The organism is Campylobacter iguaniorum, from assembly GCF_000736415.1.
GTDB lineage: Bacteria > Campylobacterota > Campylobacteria > Campylobacterales > Campylobacteraceae > Campylobacter > Campylobacter iguaniorum.
This window is the reverse complement of the sequence record NZ_CP009043.1, coordinates 1,367,532-1,383,211: the sequence shown is the minus strand read 5'-3', so window position 1 is coordinate 1,383,211 and position 15,680 is coordinate 1,367,532. Positions and strand designations below refer to the sequence as shown.

Below are 15,680 nucleotides of genomic sequence, written 5' to 3'. Positions count from 1 at the left end.
ATGGCAAGGATTGGTTTTTTATCACACTCTGATATGAGCGTGTATTACTTCAGAGCCCCTATAATGCGAGCTTTAAAAGAGCGTGGACATGAGGTTTTTGCTATCATTCCAGATGGGGCTTATGCTCCAAATATCAAAAGCGAGTTTAAAACTATCATTTACGAGCTAGACAAAGCCAGCCTAAATCCGCTAAAAGTCAGCCGTGATACGCAAAATTTAGCCCTTGCATTAGAAGAGCTAAGCTTAGATATGCTTCAAACTGGAGCGCACAAATCAAATGTTTTTGGCACATTTGCAGCCAAAAAAGTTGGTATAAAAACTGTTATAAATTTAGTCGAGGGCATGGGGAGTTTTTACATCCATAATGACCTAAAATCCATGCTTGTAAGAAAAGCCATAGAAATGCTATACAAAAAAGCATTCAAGATGAGCGATGCTTGCGTGTTTGTCAATGACAGCGATCCTGATTACATGCTTAGCAAATCTTTGATAGAAGAAAAAAAGGTTAGACGCATAAAAAGCGTAGGCGTAAATGCAAATTTGTTTGATCCCAAGAAGGTGGAAGCTTATAAATTTGGTGATAAAAAAGTTGTTTTGATGATGGGTAGGGCACTTTGGGATAAGGGCGTAAGAGAGTTTTATGAAGCAGCAAATATCTTAAAAGATCGCTTGGACTGCGAGTTTGTCTTTGTGGGAGATACTTATGAGGGCAATCCAAGCAGTGCTACAAGTGAGTTTTTACGCAACCAAAACGTCAAGTGGATCAAGTGGAGCGACAATGTAAAAGAGCTTTTAAAAGGTGCATATATATACGCTTTGCCAAGTTATAAAGAGGGTTTTCCAAGGACTGTTTTAGAAGCTATGAGTATGGCAAAAGCCTGCGTGGTAAGTGGCGCCTCTGGGTGTGTGGAAGCTGTGGAGGACGGCGTGAATGGACTAGTTTGCAAGGTAAAAGATAGTGCAGATTTGGCTAAAAAAATAGAGATTTTGCTTGATGATGAAAAAATGGTTTTGGAAATGGGGCAAAATGGGCGAAAGCTGGTGCTTGAAAACTATGATGAGCCTATAATTGTAGAAAAATACCTTAAAGTTTATAAGGAGTTTTTGGATGTATAGAGCGTTTTTTAAAAGATTTTTTGATTTTGTTGGTGCGGTTTTTTTGATAATCTTATCGTCGCCTATTATGATTGTAGCGTATTTTCTTATCAAAAAACGTCTTGGCTCGCCTGTGATTTTCACCCAAGCAAGACCTGGGCAAAACGAAAAAATATTTAATATATATAAATTTAGAACGATGAGTAATGCAAAAGATGAAAACGGCAATTTGCTAAGCGATGAACTCAGGCTTGGCGAGTTTGGCAAAGCCTTAAGAAGTCTTAGCATAGATGAGCTTCCTCAGCTTTTTAACGTGCTAAAAGGCGATATGAGTTTTATTGGTCCAAGACCACTTTTGATAGAGTATTTGGGGCTTTATAATGATGAGCAAAAGCTCCGCCACAGTGTGCGTCCAGGCATAACTGGACTTGCTCAAGTAAATGGAAGAAACGCCATAAGCTGGGCTAAAAAGTTTGAATTTGATAGCTATTATGCTAAAAATTTATCATTTATGCTTGATCTAAAAATCGCTCTTCTAACCATTAAAAAAGTGATAAAGAAAGATGGAATCAGCAAAGACGGAATGGCTACAACTGAGAAATTTAACGGACATAATTAAATAAAATGAAGCAAATTTATATTTATGGATTTAGCGGGCATGGGCAAGTCGTGGCGGACGTGGCAAGAAGCGTTGGCTATGATGAGATTGTTTTTTTAGATGATGCCAGTGAGCTTAAATTTAGCCCAGATTTACCTAAATTTGATATTTTTATTGCAATTGGCAATTGCAAAATTAGACAAATGTTGCAAGAAAAGGTTAGGTCTGCTGGATTTAACGTGGTAAATTTAATCCACCCAAGTGCGGTGATTTCAAGTAGTGTTAAGCTTGGACGCGGCATTGCCATTATGCCAAACGCTGTGATAAATGCAAATGCGCTGATTTGCGACGGCGTGATTTTAAACTCAGGCTCAGTTACCGAGCATGACTGCGTGGTGGGTGAGTTCGCTCATATCTGCCCTAAAGTAGCCCTAGCTGGCAATGTAAAAGTAGGCAAAAGAGCTTGGATAGGTATAGGAAGCTGCGTAATTCAAGGCAAAAGCATTGGCGATGACACGCTGATCGGTGCTGGAAGTGTGATAGTAAAGGACATCGCATCAAACGCAAAAGCGTATGGAAATCCTTGTAAAGTCGTAAGTCAAATTTAGGGTTAAATTTGGAGTTAAATTAAACGAATTTAAAAGTTAAATTTGAAGCCTAAAATAGACTTCAAATTTGGTTAAGTTTACTCGCCAAATAGTGCTTTTAGGTTTTTTAGACCCTCTTCGTTGTTTATCTCTTTTTGAGCTGAGCCGACCTCGTGAAGCTCGATCTCATAGCCTGTTAGCATACTTGCTAAGCGGATATTTATACCACTAGCTCCGATGGCTTTGCTTTTTTGCTCTGGCACAAGAGAGACGATAGCTTTTTTATCATCTATTTTTACACTGCTTACGATAGCTGGAGCAAGGGCGCGCGCTACAAAAATCGCTGGCTCGCTGCTATACTCGATCGCGTCTATATTTTCTCCGTTTAGTTCGTTGCTGACTGCATTTATACGCACACCTTTTATACCTACAGTTGCGCCTACTGCATCGATGTTTGGAGTGGTTGAAAATAGAGCTACTTTCGCTTTTCTTCCAGGTATTCTAGCGCTATTTTGGATGATGACGCCGCCGTCTTTTATCTCTGGGACTTCAGCTTTTAAAAGTGCTTCAAGAAATTTTGGCGATGTTCTTGAAAGCTCTACTTTTATGCCGTCTTTTTTGTCTAAGCGAACACTTTTTATCACTGCTTTTACGACATTACCGACTACAAATTTTTCATTTTTTATACGGTTTTTCATACTCATCACAGCTCTTAGCTCGTCGATTTCTATAAATGTATTTTCTTCGCTATCTACTCTAACGACAGTTCCAAAAACCAAAGTATTTACCTTTGAGCTGTATTTTTCGTGAATTTTTTCTTCTATTAGTCTTTGGATGTGATAATCTATCTCTCTTGATAAAGCTCCAGCTGCAGTCCTACCAAGCTCGTCGATGTTTAGCTCATAGTTTAGGCTATCGCCGATTTCTAGGCTTTTATCAACCTCATGAGCTTTCTCAAGGCTTATGAAATGCTCTTCATCTAGTCTTTCATCATCTTCATCTACGACTAGAATTTTTTGGTATAAATGAATATTTTTAGTTGCTTGATCAAGTGTGGCTTCATACTCACATTCAAAGCCGTAAAGTCTTTTTGCTGCATTTACAAATGCTCTGCAAATTCTCTCTTTTACGTCATCGTATGCAAGGCCTTTTTCGTTTGCTATAGATTCGATTATGTCAGAAATTTTTTCCATAAAAAACCCTTTTTAAAAGTAATTTGTTTGAAATAATAAACTGTGGGGGATTTAAAATTTGCAAGTTGGATGATTATAGCCAATAATTACTTTTATTTTCTTTAAATTTAGTAATTTTAAAATTGGCTTTAAACGAAATTTTATAGCAGTTTTGATATACTCACAAGTTAAAAACCAAAAAAGGATGTAAAATGGAGTTAAAGCTAGCCAGAACAGAACTTGATAACAAACCAAAAACTATAAGTATCGATAAAATTGAAGCAGCTGTAAGCAAAGACGGTGGCAAAATTTTCTATTTTGATAAAGATAACTCACATAAAGAACTAATCGCATTAGTTGAATATTTTGAGCAAAAGGGACTTAGTGTGTATCACCGCACTGTAAAATACGGCCTTGATGAAAACGACTATATGTATGAGGTGCATATCCTTTGATGAGCGGCAAAAAGAGGCTTTTTATCGAGACTTTGGGCTGCGCGATGAATGTGCGTGACACTGAGCATATCATCGCTGAGCTTGAGGGCGATTATGAAGTAACTAAAGAGATAAAAGAAGCCGACCTTATACTTATCAACACTTGCTCTGTTAGAGAAAGACCAGTCCATAAGCTTTTTAGCGAGGTTGGCGCGTATGAAAAGATCAAAAAACAAGGGGCAAAAATCGGCGTTTGTGGATGCACGGCAAGCCACCTTGGAAGCGACGTTTTTAAGCGTGCTCCTTATGTGGATTTTGTCCTTGGAGCTAGAAATATTTCAAAGATAAAAACAGCCGTTAAAACGCCTAAATTTGTAAGCGTAGACATAAATCACGATGAGAGCGAGTATGCCTTTGGGGATTTTCGCTCAAGCCCTTATAAAAGCTTTGTAAATATTATGATAGGTTGTGACAAAAAATGCACGTATTGCATCGTGCCACAAACTAGAGGCGATGAGATCAGCATACCATCAAATATTATTTTAAACGAAGTTGCAAAAGCCGCTAGTAACGGGGCTAAAGAGATATTTTTGCTCGGACAAAATGTAAACAACTATGGCAAAAGATTTTCTGGAAATCATGATAAAATCGACTTTAGTGACTTGCTAAATTTAATAAGCAAGGTTGATGGCGTGGAGCGAATCCGCTTTACTAGCCCACATCCGCTTCACATGGATGATAAATTTTTACAAGAGTTTAGCTCAAATCCTAAAATTTGTAAATCCATGCATATGCCACTGCAAAGCGGCTCAACAAGCATTTTAAAAGCTATGAAAAGGGGCTATACAAAAGAGTGGTTTTTGGATAGGGCTGCAAAACTAAGAGAGCTTTGTCCTAGCGTGTCGATCTCAACTGACATCATTGTAGCATTTCCTGGTGAGAGCGATGAGGATTTTGCTGATACAATGGACGTACTAGAAAAAGTCAGGTTCGAGCAGCTTTTTTCTTTTAAATACTCTGCTCGCCCACTAACTCCAGCTGCGACGATGACTAATCAAATAAGTGATGAAGTAGCAAGCAAACGCTTAGCCACTCTTCAAGCAAGACATACCGTGATACTTGATGAGATAGTTGAGAGTATGAGAGATATGGTTTTTGAAGTGTATTTTGAAGAGCTAAGGGCTGGTGGATACGTGGTCGGAAGAACTTCAAATAACTTTTTAGTCCAAGTAAAGGGCAGTGAAGAACTGCTTGGCAAGCTTGCTAATGTCAAGATAACAGATCCAAAAAGAATGGTTTTATATGGACAAATCATTTAAACTTAAAGATAAAATTTTTATATGGCTTGCTGAATTTATCATTCTTCTTATAATGCGAATTATCTATATGACTTGCAAAAAAGAGTTCATAGGCAAGCCAGTAGGTCAAAAAGCTTGCGTGGTACTGTTTTGGCATGGCAAAATCGCTATGCTTCCATTTGTTTTTAAAAAATGGTGGATAAATAAGCAAGCAAAGGTCATCATCTCAGACCACAAAGACGGACAAATAGTAAGTGGTGTATCTGCAAGCTTTGGGATAGGGACGATAAGAGGTAGCTCTAGCAAAGGTGCAGTAAAGGCACTTTTGCAAGCCCTTAAAGAGATAAAATCTGGTACAGATGTAGTAATCACTCCAGATGGTCCAAGAGGTCCAAGACATAGCGTGTCTGATGGATGCGTTATCATACCACAAAAAACAAAGTCTGATTTGGTTATATTAAACTACAATGCTAGCAAATTTTGGCAGTTTAAAAGCTGGGACGGGATGATTTTGCCAAAGCCATTTAGCAAGATAACTTACACTATAAGCGAGCCATTTAGCGTGCAAGATATGAGTATGGACGAGGCTAAAATCTTTATATCCCAAAAGATGCAAGAATTCGCCTCATAAAGTGTTTTTAATACTAAATTTGATACCATATAGCATAATTTTTTAAGGTTGGATATGGCTTCTTGGATTAGAAAATTTCTTTCGAGTCTTTACATTAGCGTTGTTATTGAAGATAAAGAGTGCCAAGTTTATGGCGTTCTTGTAAAGAATGGAAAAATTTTAAAAACAATGGAAGCTGTTTTTGACTGCAACTCACTAAGAGTGGATCCTAAATTTAACGAATACATTAAAAGACAAGAAGCAAACGTTCACTCGCTTTATGTTTCTGCTTTGCTTTACAATCCAAAACAATGGGCAGTTCCTACTATCACAAAAGATGGTTATGAAAAGTTTAATATAGATTTTAATAATGCAAATATAGTCTTTATGCCTGGCGATTGGTCGATTTTTATTCCTAAAGCTGAATTTTCAAATTTAACTACATTTTTAAATGGTTTAGAGCCAAATTTAGTGTATTCTCCATTTGCACTTTTATATGATAAAATTATCAAAAATGGAGCAAAATCCGGAGAAATCCTATACATTTATAATCAAAAAGATTGTGTTTCTATGATGGTTTTTAGAGATAATCAGATGAAATTTTCTGCATTTTTCGTAACTGCAAAAGCAAGAGATAGCTTTAGAGATGATAGGGATTTGAAGCCAGAAGATACAACAGATCTCGATAATATCATACTTACTGAAGAGGATAAATTTAACGAACTTGGAAGCTTGGATGATCTAGGCAATGTTGTCGGCAGTGGCAAAAAAGATACCTTTGAAGATATTCAAAATATCGAAAGCGACATTGGTAAGACGCTAGAAGACTCTGTAAGAGATATAGGAAAAGAGACTGTCTTGCTAAACGATATACGCTCAGCCATTTTAGAATACTATAAAAATAATTTATATGATAGTGATTTTATAGAAGAAATAGTTATATTTGATAGTGATAAACTAAATAAATCTTTTATTGATACATTAAATTCAGAACTTATGATAAAAGCCCAAATAGAGCCTATAAACACAATAAAAGATATGAGTGAAATCATGATAAGAGAGCTTAAACAATGAGTTATAGCTTTATAAAACCTAGATTAAAACCTATATTTTCGCTATTTTCTAAAATTTGGATATCGGTTATCATCTTTATCATTGTATTTTTCGGAATTATAAATATTTTTGTTAAGTTTTATACATACTCTTTAGACAGGCATTCTGTGCAAAATCAAGCCAAATACGATGCGATTTATCTCAAAATCAACTCCATAAAAGAAGAGATAGAAGTAGCAACCAAGCAAAGAGACGCCGCTCTTGATATTTACTCATCAAACAATATACTTAAAAAAAGTATGAATAATTTATTTGATTTGGTGCCAGATTCTATCACTTTAAATGATGTTTTTCTTGATAGAAACTTACTTACCATAAAAGGTACAACTCCTACAAAAGAGACATATAAACTACTCATGGAAGCTCCGCTAAAATCGATATTTAATAGCTCAAACACGACATTTTATCAGCTTAAAAATGGTTGGCTAAATTTTGTCAGTATAAATAAAATAGACACTTCAGAGGGATTTAATGAATAAAGACAGAAGCCTAGAAGAGGTAGATCTAGTAAAACTTTTGCTATACGCACTGATTTTTGTGATAGCTTGTATCATTATGATAGTCATATTTTTGATTCCAAGTATCAAAGAGTATAAAAATGCAAAGCTACAAAACAGTGATAAAATAGTAAATTTAGCCAAAATCGAGCAGGTTTATAACTCTCATTATGACAATCTACAAAGCCTAAAAACCATAAGTAAAAAGCCATTAGATGCTATTAATCATCCCTTTAGTGAGATAAAATTCGTCGCTCAAACTGGCAAGTTTTTTAGCAATGTAAAACTAAATAAATTGCCAAAAATCGATGAAAAAGAGAATTTTTTGCGTTATGAACTAAACGTAACTGGACTTATGAAAAGCCCGCAAAATTTATATGATTTCTTGGATTTTGTGAATGAGTATGAGAGTATAGTTCGGGTTGATTTCCCTATTTCTATGAAAAGCGATGGCGAAAAAATCGATACTAGTTTTAAGATAAAGGTTTATACTTCTTTAGAATATCAAGAAGCTCCAGCCGCTCAAAAATAAATCCTCTTAAAAGTGGTGGAACTCCTAGAATTCTGCATTTTTCTTTGAATTTTTTATCCATAATTTTAACCACAAATGGTGCTATGAAGTAGTAGTTTTCATCTGAAGTGACGCTGATTTTATGAGAAATCACGCAGTCGGTTTTGAGGCATTCATTTCTGGTTTTCAAGCTCATCAAAACGCCTAGTTTTTTGCAAGCGATATCTATTAAATTTATAGCATTTGGGGATTTTCGCACTATAAAAAAGTTTTCATCTTCATAGACAAAATCGCCTAAAAGTTGCTTTTTATCAGCTCTTAAAAGCTCCAAGCTTTTAGTAACTCCACTCCTGAACTCATCTATAAATTTATCGCTGAAATTTGCCCTTATGAAGTTGCGTTTAAATTTAGTATCGAAATTTGAACTATCGATGAAGTATTTTAGATTATTATTTTTAAGGTAGTCTAAAAGCTCGCTTTTTGGTGTATTAAGCAGTGGTCTTACTATATTTATCTTTTTGCTAATTCCATTAAATTTAGCTATTTTTGTCTCATCAAATCCGCTCAAACCAACACAACCACTGCCTTTGGAAAGCTGCATAAAAAGCCACTCCAAAGCGTCATTTAGCTGGTGAGCAAATATCAATGTTTCGTAGTCAAATTTAATACAAATTTCATCAAAAAAGCTATGGCGAATCTGCCTTGCAGTTTGCTCGAAATTTGATCCATTTTGCAGATCAAGTGGGACAGTTTTGGTGTAAATTTGCTTACCAAATTTAGCACAAAGCTCCTTAGCAAATTGCTCTTCAGTGTCACTTTGATCTCTTGTTTTGTAGTTGATAAACGCACAATCAAACTCCACACCACCACGCACTAGCAGATGAAAAAGCGCCGCACTATCGACGCCATAACTAAAGGCCAGCAAGCACTTAGCGTCCTTTAATTTGTCTAAATTTAGAAGTTCGATTTTAGGCAATTATCGTCCCAAATAGCTTGTTGCTTGCCCAGTCTGTGATAAGGCAGTTGTAAATTTGACCGACTTTTAGATCTTTTATCTCGCTATCATTTATGAGTATTTCGCCGTCAATCTCTCTGTCCCATCTTACGTCTTTTGCTCCAAAAAACATCTCACCCTCGCTACTTTGCCCATTTATTTGGACTTTTATGGTTTGATTAATTAGGTTTTTGAAACTCTCATCTATACTTTTTTGGATGATTTTTTCTATTTTATTTAGGCGTTTTGTGATGAGTTTACTTGGAATTTGCTCCATTTCATAAGCTAGAGTGTCCTCTTCTTTAGAGTAGGCAAAAGCTGAAATCCTATCAAATTTAAACTCGCTCAAAAACTCGCAAAGCTCATCAAAAGCCTCGTCGGTTTCACCAGGGTGCCCCACTATAATCCCAGTTCTTAGAAAGCTATTAGGTGCTGATTTCATCGCATTTAGAAGCTCCATGATTTTAGCTTTATTCGCGCCTCTTCTCATGATTTTTAGCATTTCATCATTTATATGTTGGATTGGCATATCAAAATAATTAGCAAATTTAGGCGAAGCGATAATGCGATTAATTAGCTCCAAATTTGTAGTACTTGGATAAAGATACAAAATCCTAGCCGATTTTACGCCATCAAGCTTGTCGATTTCATCAATGAGCTTGATAAGTCCGTCATTTTGTGCGCGATCTCTTAAAAATGAGCTTGTGTCTTGAGCGATGAAGCTAAAGTCGCTATATCCAGCGTTTATTAGCTCTTTGACTTCACTAGTTATGCTATCAATATCTCTACTTTTTAGCTTGCCTTTGAATGTCGGAATAGCGCAAAAACTGCACTTTTGGTTGCAACCCTCTGCGATTTTGATGTAGGCGTGGTAGCTTGAGCCTGTTATGATGCGTTTTGTATTTTTGGTTTGCAGATATGTCTCAGGGCTGAATAAATTTTGTTTTTTGAGAATGAGCTCATCGATTTTAGCATAATCCCCCACGCCTGTGAAAATATCTACTTCAGGAAGCTCACGCATTAGCTCATCACGGTATCTTTGCATGAGACAGCCAGTCACGACTAATACGCTATTTTCTTTTTTATAGCTCGCAAGTTCCAAAATCGCCCTTATGCTCTCTTCTTTAGCGCTTTCTATGAAGCCACAAGTATTTACTATCATGACATCGGCGTTATCTGGAGTATCCACAATATCGTAGTTGCTAAGGCGTCCGAGCATTATTTCGCTATCGACCAAATTTTTATTACATCCAAGTGAAACTAAGTATAAATTTGCCATTTTATACCCACAAATTATCTATTAGACGCGTTTTGCCGACATACGCAGCGACTAAGATTATGGTATTTCCAAGCTCCACATTTTCTATTGGCTCGAAGTTTCTATTCACGATCGCGACATAATCGACCTTTAAAGGCTCCAAGCATTCGCTCATCGCAGCTTTGATTTTGAGTGCATTTAGCTCATTTGCTTTTATTAAATTTGAAGCTTTCATGATTGATCTTGAGAGTTTCAAAGCGTAGCATAGCTCATCATCTCCAAGATATGAGTTTCTGCTTGATAGCGCTAAGCCGTCGCTTTCACGCACTATTTCGCAAGGGACTATTTCTAAGTTCATAAAAAAGTTTTTTACCATATTTTGGATTATTGTGAGTTGTTGAGCGTCTTTTTTGCCAAAATAAGCACGATCTGGTCTGATGATGTTAAAAAATTTATTCAAAACCCTACAAACCCCGTCAAAATGTCCAGGTCTCAAAGCGCCTTCAAGGCTGCTTGATAGCTCTTTTGGGGCTAAAATCAAAGGCTCATCTTTGCCATACATTTCATTTGCATCTGGAAAAAACACAGCACTCGCCCCACAAAGCTCGCAAATTTTAGTATCTCCTACCTCGTTTCGTGGATATTTGTCTAAATCCTCTCCAGGCAAAAATTGTGTAGGATTTACAAAAATGCTCACAATCGTGTTGTCATTTTGCTCTACTGATTTTTTGATTAGGCTGGCGTGCCCTGCGTGCAAAGCCCCCATTGTAGGCACGAAGCCGACGCTTCCAGTGCAGTTTTTACGAAATTCCAAAACTTCGCTAATACTTTTTAATATTTGCATTTCTAAACTCTTTATTAAATTTTTAATCTGACATTTTATCATAAATTTAGTAAAAAGTATTTTATCAAATTTTAAATATTTGAAATATACTTTTGCCAATTTAGTGATTTCATAACCAAATTTTAACCAAAAATAGGGTAAAATCTCACAAAAAATCAAGGACTAAATTTGGATAACTACGAATACACAGAGTTATTGAAAAAGTTAAACACAAAAATTCAAAATATAGGCTCGATTGTAAGGCCTGAATTTATAGAAAAAAGATTAGAAGAGATTGGAGATTTGGAAAACGATCCGCTTTTTTGGAATGATATTAAAAAAGCTGGAGAAATCCAAAAAGAAAAAACAAAAATATCTGGAATGTTGAATAAATTTAAGGCCGCAAAAGCAGCAGTTGATGACGCGCTTGATCTTTATGAGCTTGCAAATAGTGAAAACGACGAAGAGACTGTGAATTCGCTTTTTGACGATGCTCCAAATTTGGAAGATAAGATAACAAATTTAGAGATTTCTATGATGCTTAGTGGTGAAGATGACAACAAAAATGCCATCGTCAGCATTCATCCAGGAGCTGGCGGAACTGAGAGTAATGACTGGGCTAGTATGCTTTACCGTATGTATTTGAGGTTTTGTGAGCGTGAGGGCTTTAAGGTAGAAACTCTGGACTTCCAAGAGGGCGATGAGGCAGGGCTTAAAGATGTAAGCTTCATCGTAAAAGGCGAAAACGCTTATGGCTATTTAAAAGCTGAAAACGGTATCCACCGTCTTGTAAGGACAAGTCCATTTGATAGTGCAGGGCGTAGGCACACTAGTTTTTCAAGTGTGATGGTGAGCCCTGAGGTGGACGATGATATAGCTATAGAGATAGAAGAAAAAGATTTGAGATTAGACTATTACCGTGCGAGTGGGGCTGGCGGGCAACACGTCAATAAAACTGAAAGTGCAGTGCGTATCACTCACATCCCAACAGGCATTGTCGTGCAATGTCAAAACGACAGAAGTCAGCACAAAAACAAAGCCACAGCTATGAAAATGCTAAAATCAAGGCTTTATGAATTTGAGCTGATGAAACAACAAGAAGCAAATAACGCTGTAGAAAAAAGCGAGATAGGCTGGGGTCATCAGATCCGCTCATACGTGCTTTTCCCGTATCAACAAGTCAAAGACAATAGAAGCGGTGAGGCTTATAGCCAGACAGACGCTGTGCTTGACGGAGATATAAAAAAGATAATCGAAGCAGTTTTAATAAGTCAAAAAACAACAGAAGAATAAACCAATTTTAAAGGAGAAAAAATGAATTTTAACGATATTTTAGCAGGTCTTGGATACACTCCAAATGACGCTTTGGTGGATCAAGCAAAGAGAATTCTTTCAAACGCTGATCTAGATGATGCAAAAATTTCACATATTTTGGCATTAAATGAAAAACTAAAAGTTTTTAGCGGTTTTGTTGCTATGTCAAACAGTGAAGATGTTTTCAAAATCAAATGTGAATCAGCAAGCAAAGAAGACAAAGACGGCTTTAACGATCTTGTTAAAGAGTGGGCGTCAAAATACAGATTTAAAGTCAAAAAACTTGACGGCAAAGAGACTTATTACGTTCTTGGCTGGGAATAACAACTACTATAACTCCGGTCAAGCTGGAGTTATAAATTTAGACTTTAAAATCATTTGATTAAGGATTTTGATGCGAAAATTAGTTCTTTTTTTATTTGTTGCTCTGTTTTTGGGCTGTGCAAATAACTCACAAAATTTACAAAAATCATCAAATTTACAAACCTCAAAACCACGCGATATAAAGCTTGAAAACCTTGAAAAAGAGTGCTTTAATGGCAAAAAAGAGGCTTGCAAAGAGCTTGCCGATAGCCTGCAAAGCAAAGGTGAGTTTGAAGAGGCGGCAAAAATATATGACTACACTTGTGTGAAATTTCAGTATATCCCAGCGTGTTTGAGCTTGGCTCATCTTTTTGAAACAGGAAAAGGCGTGAAACAAGATCTAAACGTAGCAAAAGATATATATACTAGAGCTTGTTATAGTGGTGACAAACAAAGCTGTACTAAGATAAGATAAGATTTGTTTATTAAGCGGATTTATGTTTGACTGTTTTGGTTTTTTGGATTTAAATTTGAGAAATTCGAAACTAAAAGTATTTTATAAAATTATTTATTTAAGTGTCAATTTACGCTCATTCTTTTTTGTATTAAGTGATAATTTCATCTGATGTAATTTTTTATGCACTCTAACATATTTAAAATATCTCTTTCATTGGCATACATACTTTTAATAGCAAAAGTTATGTATTGTAGATTTTATACTATCATACTACTATTTTGTAAACTCATTTTTGTATTTGTTAAGTATCGCCAAACTCTCTTCTAAACTATGTACTTCTGGATAAATTTGTGTCATATTTGCTTTTTGATAGGCATAATAGATATTTGAATTAAAATGATTTTTATAAAGTAGAAAACCACTAAAACTTCTGTTTAGTGGTTAAATTTATTACTCAGAGTATGCGCCAATTGAAAGTATTTTAGCCATTCTTTTTTCTAATATTTCATCTAGACTTTGGCTTTCTAGTGCTTCTAACTCTTTTAATATATATGCACCAAGTGCTTTTATAGCGCCTTCTTTGTCTCTATGAGCTCCCATGATAGGCTCTTCTATGACGTCATCTATAAGATTTAGCTCTTTTAAATCATCGGCGGTAATTCTCATAGCTTTTGTTGCTGCTTCGATTTTTGTCGGGTCGTTCCAAAGTATAGCAGCGCAACCCTCAGGAGATATGACTGAGAAAACTGAGTTTTTCATCATGGCAAATCTGTCAGCAACGCCTATTGCCAAAGCACCGCCACTTCCACCTTCTCCGATGACGATCGCTATGGTTCTAGTTCTTAGATTGCTTAACTCAAAAAGATTTCTTGCTATTGCTTCGCTTTGACCACGCTCTTCAGCCCCAACTCCTGGATAAGCTCCTGGAGTATCTATGAGAAATATAACTGGTATTTCGAATTTTTCAGCAAGTCTAGCTATTCTAAGAGCTTTTCTATAGCCTTCAGGATGAGGCATACCAAAGTTTCTCATAATTTTATACTTTGTACCTCTACCTTTTTGCTCTGCTATGACTATGACTTTTTTGCCAGCTAGATATCCGCTGTAGCACACAATAGACGGATCGTCTCTAAAAGCTCTATCGCCGTGTATTTCATAACTATCAGTTAGCAATGCACGGATATAATCAAGCGCATAAGGGCGATCTGGATGACGTGCTAGGCTAAGTCTTTGAAATTCATTTAGATTTTTGTATGTTTTGCTTATCTCTTTTTCGAGGTTTTTTTTCAAAATCTCGACTGCGTGCTCATCGCCCTTTATCTTGGCATTTGCTATGTCATCATCTATTTGTTTGATAGCATTTTCAAAGCCTAGGTAGCTAGCCATTATTTATCCAACTTTTTAAATATAACTGAACCATTTGTGCCACCAAAACCAAAAGAGTTACTCATTATAGTATTTAACTCAGCTTTTCTAGCGACATTTGGTACATAATCTAAATCACACTCTTCATCTTTTACGATTTGGTTAATTGTAGGAGGTATGATGCCTGCTTGAAGAGCCATGATAGAAATAACTGCTTCTATAGCACCAGCAGCACCCAAGCAATGACCTATTTGTCCTTTTGTAGAGCTTACTACTGGGACATTATCACCAAATACGGCTTTAAGGGCTGAGGTTTCGTTTTTGTCATTTGCATAAGTCGAAGTACCATGAGCATTAACATAATCTATTTTTATGTTATTTGCCATTTTAAGTGCTTTTTCCATAGCTCTTTGTGGTCCGTCTTGGCTAGGACTTGTCATGTGATGAGCATCGCCAGTTTCGCCAAATCCTATAAGCTCAGCATATATTCTAGCGCCTCTTGCTACTGCACTTTCATAATCTTCTAAAACTAAAGCACCAGCTCCTTCACCCATGATAAATCCATCACGTTCTTTGTCAAATGGACGTGAAGCATGCTCTGGATCATCATTTCTAGTAGAAAGCGCTTTCATAGATGCAAATCCTCCGATACCTACAGGGCATATTGCAGATTCTGCACCCACAACTAGCATTGCTTTAGCTTCGCCTACTATGATAGTTTTTGCTGCTTCGCATATGCCATGTGTTGAGGCTGCACACGCTGTAACACTTGATAAATTTGGACCTTTTAGATTATGTGCTATACTTATAAATCCACCAAGCATATTTATAAGTGATGATGGAATAAAAAATGGAGATATTTTTCTTGCACCTTTTTCAAAGCAAACATTTGAGTTTTTTTCTATATTTGGCAATCCACCTATACCAGCAGCCGAGCTAATACCAAATTCATTTGGATCAAATTCGTTAAAATTTGCATCTTTTATCGCTTCATCAGCTGCTTTAAGACCAAGATGGATAAATCTATCAGCTTTTTTGATCTCTTTTGCTTCCATTACAGTAGCTGGATCGAAGTCTAAAACCTCTGCAGCTATCTGAACTGGAAAATCAGTAGCATCAAACAAAGTTATCTTTTTAACTCCGGTTTTGCCATCGCAAATATTTTTAAAAGATGTCTCTTTGTCAAGACCAAGTGCGTTTATCATACCTATACCAGTTACTACAACTCTTTTCAATGCTACTCTCCTTTGT

Annotated in this window: 18 protein-coding genes; 12 read left to right on the top strand and 6 right to left on the bottom strand. The window is 36.3% G+C overall.

The annotated features are described in order from the left end of the window. The 3 genes from pglA to pglD are packed head-to-tail and all read left to right on the top strand — an operon-like array spanning position 1 to position 2,301. A complete protein-coding gene (gene pglA / locus CIG1485E_RS06965) occupies positions 1 to 1,116 on the top strand; it encodes a N,N'-diacetylbacillosaminyl-diphospho-undecaprenol alpha-1,3-N-acetylgalactosaminyltransferase (protein ID WP_038454916.1) in 1,116 nt (371 codons plus the stop codon). After that, a complete protein-coding gene (gene pglC, locus CIG1485E_RS06960; RefSeq protein ID WP_038454914.1) occupies positions 1,109 to 1,714 on the top strand; it encodes an undecaprenyl phosphate N,N'-diacetylbacillosamine 1-phosphate transferase in 606 nt (201 codons plus the stop codon). The genes pglA and pglC overlap by 8 nt, the downstream gene beginning before the upstream one ends. A gap of 5 nt (positions 1,715 to 1,719) precedes the next feature. Further along, complete coding sequence (pglD, locus tag CIG1485E_RS06955; protein ID WP_038454912.1) at positions 1,720 to 2,301, top strand: UDP-N-acetylbacillosamine N-acetyltransferase; 582 nt, start codon at positions 1,720 to 1,722, stop codon at positions 2,299 to 2,301. 77 nt (positions 2,302 to 2,378) lie between these two features. Here pglD and nusA read toward each other — a convergent pair whose 3' ends face one another. Continuing rightward, complete coding sequence (gene nusA / locus CIG1485E_RS06950) at positions 2,379 to 3,473, bottom strand: transcription termination factor NusA (RefSeq protein ID WP_038454910.1); 1,095 nt, start codon at positions 3,471 to 3,473, stop codon at positions 2,379 to 2,381. 191 nt (positions 3,474 to 3,664) lie between these two features. Here nusA and CIG1485E_RS06945 point away from each other — a divergent pair, with 191 nt between their 5' ends. Genes CIG1485E_RS06945 through CIG1485E_RS06920 form a run of 6 tightly spaced genes read left to right on the top strand, consistent with a single transcriptional unit; the run spans position 3,665 to position 7,936 of the window. Beyond that, positions 3,665 to 3,907, top strand: coding sequence for an HP0268 family nuclease (locus CIG1485E_RS06945; protein ID WP_038454909.1), 243 nt, complete (start codon positions 3,665 to 3,667; stop codon positions 3,905 to 3,907). After that, complete coding sequence (gene miaB / locus CIG1485E_RS06940) at positions 3,907 to 5,205, top strand: tRNA (N6-isopentenyl adenosine(37)-C2)-methylthiotransferase MiaB (RefSeq protein ID WP_038454907.1); 1,299 nt, start codon at positions 3,907 to 3,909, stop codon at positions 5,203 to 5,205. The genes CIG1485E_RS06945 and miaB overlap by 1 nt, the downstream gene beginning before the upstream one ends. Further along, on the top strand, positions 5,189 to 5,815 hold the full coding sequence (locus tag CIG1485E_RS06935; RefSeq protein WP_038454905.1) for a lysophospholipid acyltransferase family protein: 627 nt from the start codon (positions 5,189 to 5,191) through the stop codon (positions 5,813 to 5,815). Before miaB ends, CIG1485E_RS06935 begins: the two co-directional genes overlap by 17 nt. A 54-nt stretch (positions 5,816 to 5,869) precedes the next feature. Then, positions 5,870 to 6,868, top strand: a complete 999-nt coding sequence (locus tag CIG1485E_RS06930; RefSeq protein WP_038454903.1) for a hypothetical protein — start codon at positions 5,870 to 5,872, stop codon at positions 6,866 to 6,868. Then, on the top strand, positions 6,865 to 7,386 hold the full coding sequence (locus CIG1485E_RS06925; RefSeq protein WP_038454901.1) for a hypothetical protein: 522 nt from the start codon (positions 6,865 to 6,867) through the stop codon (positions 7,384 to 7,386). The genes CIG1485E_RS06930 and CIG1485E_RS06925 overlap by 4 nt, the downstream gene beginning before the upstream one ends. After that, positions 7,379 to 7,936, top strand: a complete 558-nt coding sequence (locus CIG1485E_RS06920; protein WP_038454899.1) for a hypothetical protein — start codon at positions 7,379 to 7,381, stop codon at positions 7,934 to 7,936. The genes CIG1485E_RS06925 and CIG1485E_RS06920 overlap by 8 nt, the downstream gene beginning before the upstream one ends. Here CIG1485E_RS06920 and tilS read toward each other — a convergent pair. From tilS to panC, 3 genes are read right to left on the bottom strand one after another with little or no spacing between them, the layout of a single operon-like run. Continuing rightward, positions 7,878 to 8,891, bottom strand: coding sequence for a tRNA lysidine(34) synthetase TilS (tilS, locus tag CIG1485E_RS06915; RefSeq protein WP_038454896.1), 1,014 nt, complete (start codon positions 8,889 to 8,891; stop codon positions 7,878 to 7,880). The genes CIG1485E_RS06920 and tilS overlap by 59 nt on opposite strands. Next, the gene (gene rimO / locus CIG1485E_RS06910) at positions 8,884 to 10,188 is read right to left on the bottom strand and encodes a 30S ribosomal protein S12 methylthiotransferase RimO (RefSeq protein WP_038454894.1); all 1,305 of its coding nucleotides are present in this window, start codon (positions 10,186 to 10,188) and stop codon (positions 8,884 to 8,886) included. Before rimO ends, tilS begins: the two co-directional genes overlap by 8 nt. A gap of 1 nt (position 10,189) precedes the next feature. Beyond that, positions 10,190 to 11,011: a pantoate--beta-alanine ligase gene (panC, locus tag CIG1485E_RS06905; protein ID WP_038454892.1), complete on the bottom strand. Its 822-nt coding sequence runs from the start codon at positions 11,009 to 11,011 to the stop codon at positions 10,190 to 10,192. A 168-nt stretch (positions 11,012 to 11,179) separates the two neighbouring features. On the opposite strand from panC, the gene prfB reads away from it, so the two are divergent. The 3 genes from prfB to CIG1485E_RS06890 all read left to right on the top strand — a co-directional run bounded on the left by prfB (position 11,180) and on the right by CIG1485E_RS06890 (position 13,082). Continuing rightward, entirely contained in the window at positions 11,180 to 12,283 is a 1,104-nt protein-coding gene (gene prfB / locus CIG1485E_RS06900; RefSeq protein WP_038454891.1) for a peptide chain release factor 2, read from the top strand. Between the two features lie 21 nt (positions 12,284 to 12,304). Then, positions 12,305 to 12,628: a hypothetical protein gene (locus tag CIG1485E_RS06895; protein ID WP_038454890.1), complete on the top strand. Its 324-nt coding sequence runs from the start codon at positions 12,305 to 12,307 to the stop codon at positions 12,626 to 12,628. A gap of 70 nt (positions 12,629 to 12,698) precedes the next feature. After that, a complete protein-coding gene (locus CIG1485E_RS06890) occupies positions 12,699 to 13,082 on the top strand; it encodes an SEL1-like repeat protein (RefSeq protein ID WP_051870948.1) in 384 nt (127 codons plus the stop codon). A 432-nt stretch (positions 13,083 to 13,514) separates the two neighbouring features. Here CIG1485E_RS06890 and CIG1485E_RS06885 read toward each other — a convergent pair whose 3' ends face one another. Both CIG1485E_RS06885 and CIG1485E_RS06880 read right to left on the bottom strand, forming a co-directional pair. Next, the gene (locus CIG1485E_RS06885; protein ID WP_038454888.1) at positions 13,515 to 14,450 is read right to left on the bottom strand and encodes an acetyl-CoA carboxylase carboxyltransferase subunit alpha; all 936 of its coding nucleotides are present in this window, start codon (positions 14,448 to 14,450) and stop codon (positions 13,515 to 13,517) included. Further along, the gene (locus tag CIG1485E_RS06880) at positions 14,450 to 15,664 is read right to left on the bottom strand and encodes a beta-ketoacyl-ACP synthase II (protein ID WP_038454886.1); all 1,215 of its coding nucleotides are present in this window, start codon (positions 15,662 to 15,664) and stop codon (positions 14,450 to 14,452) included. The genes CIG1485E_RS06885 and CIG1485E_RS06880 overlap by 1 nt, the downstream gene beginning before the upstream one ends. Between the last annotated feature and the right edge of the window lie 16 nt (positions 15,665 to 15,680).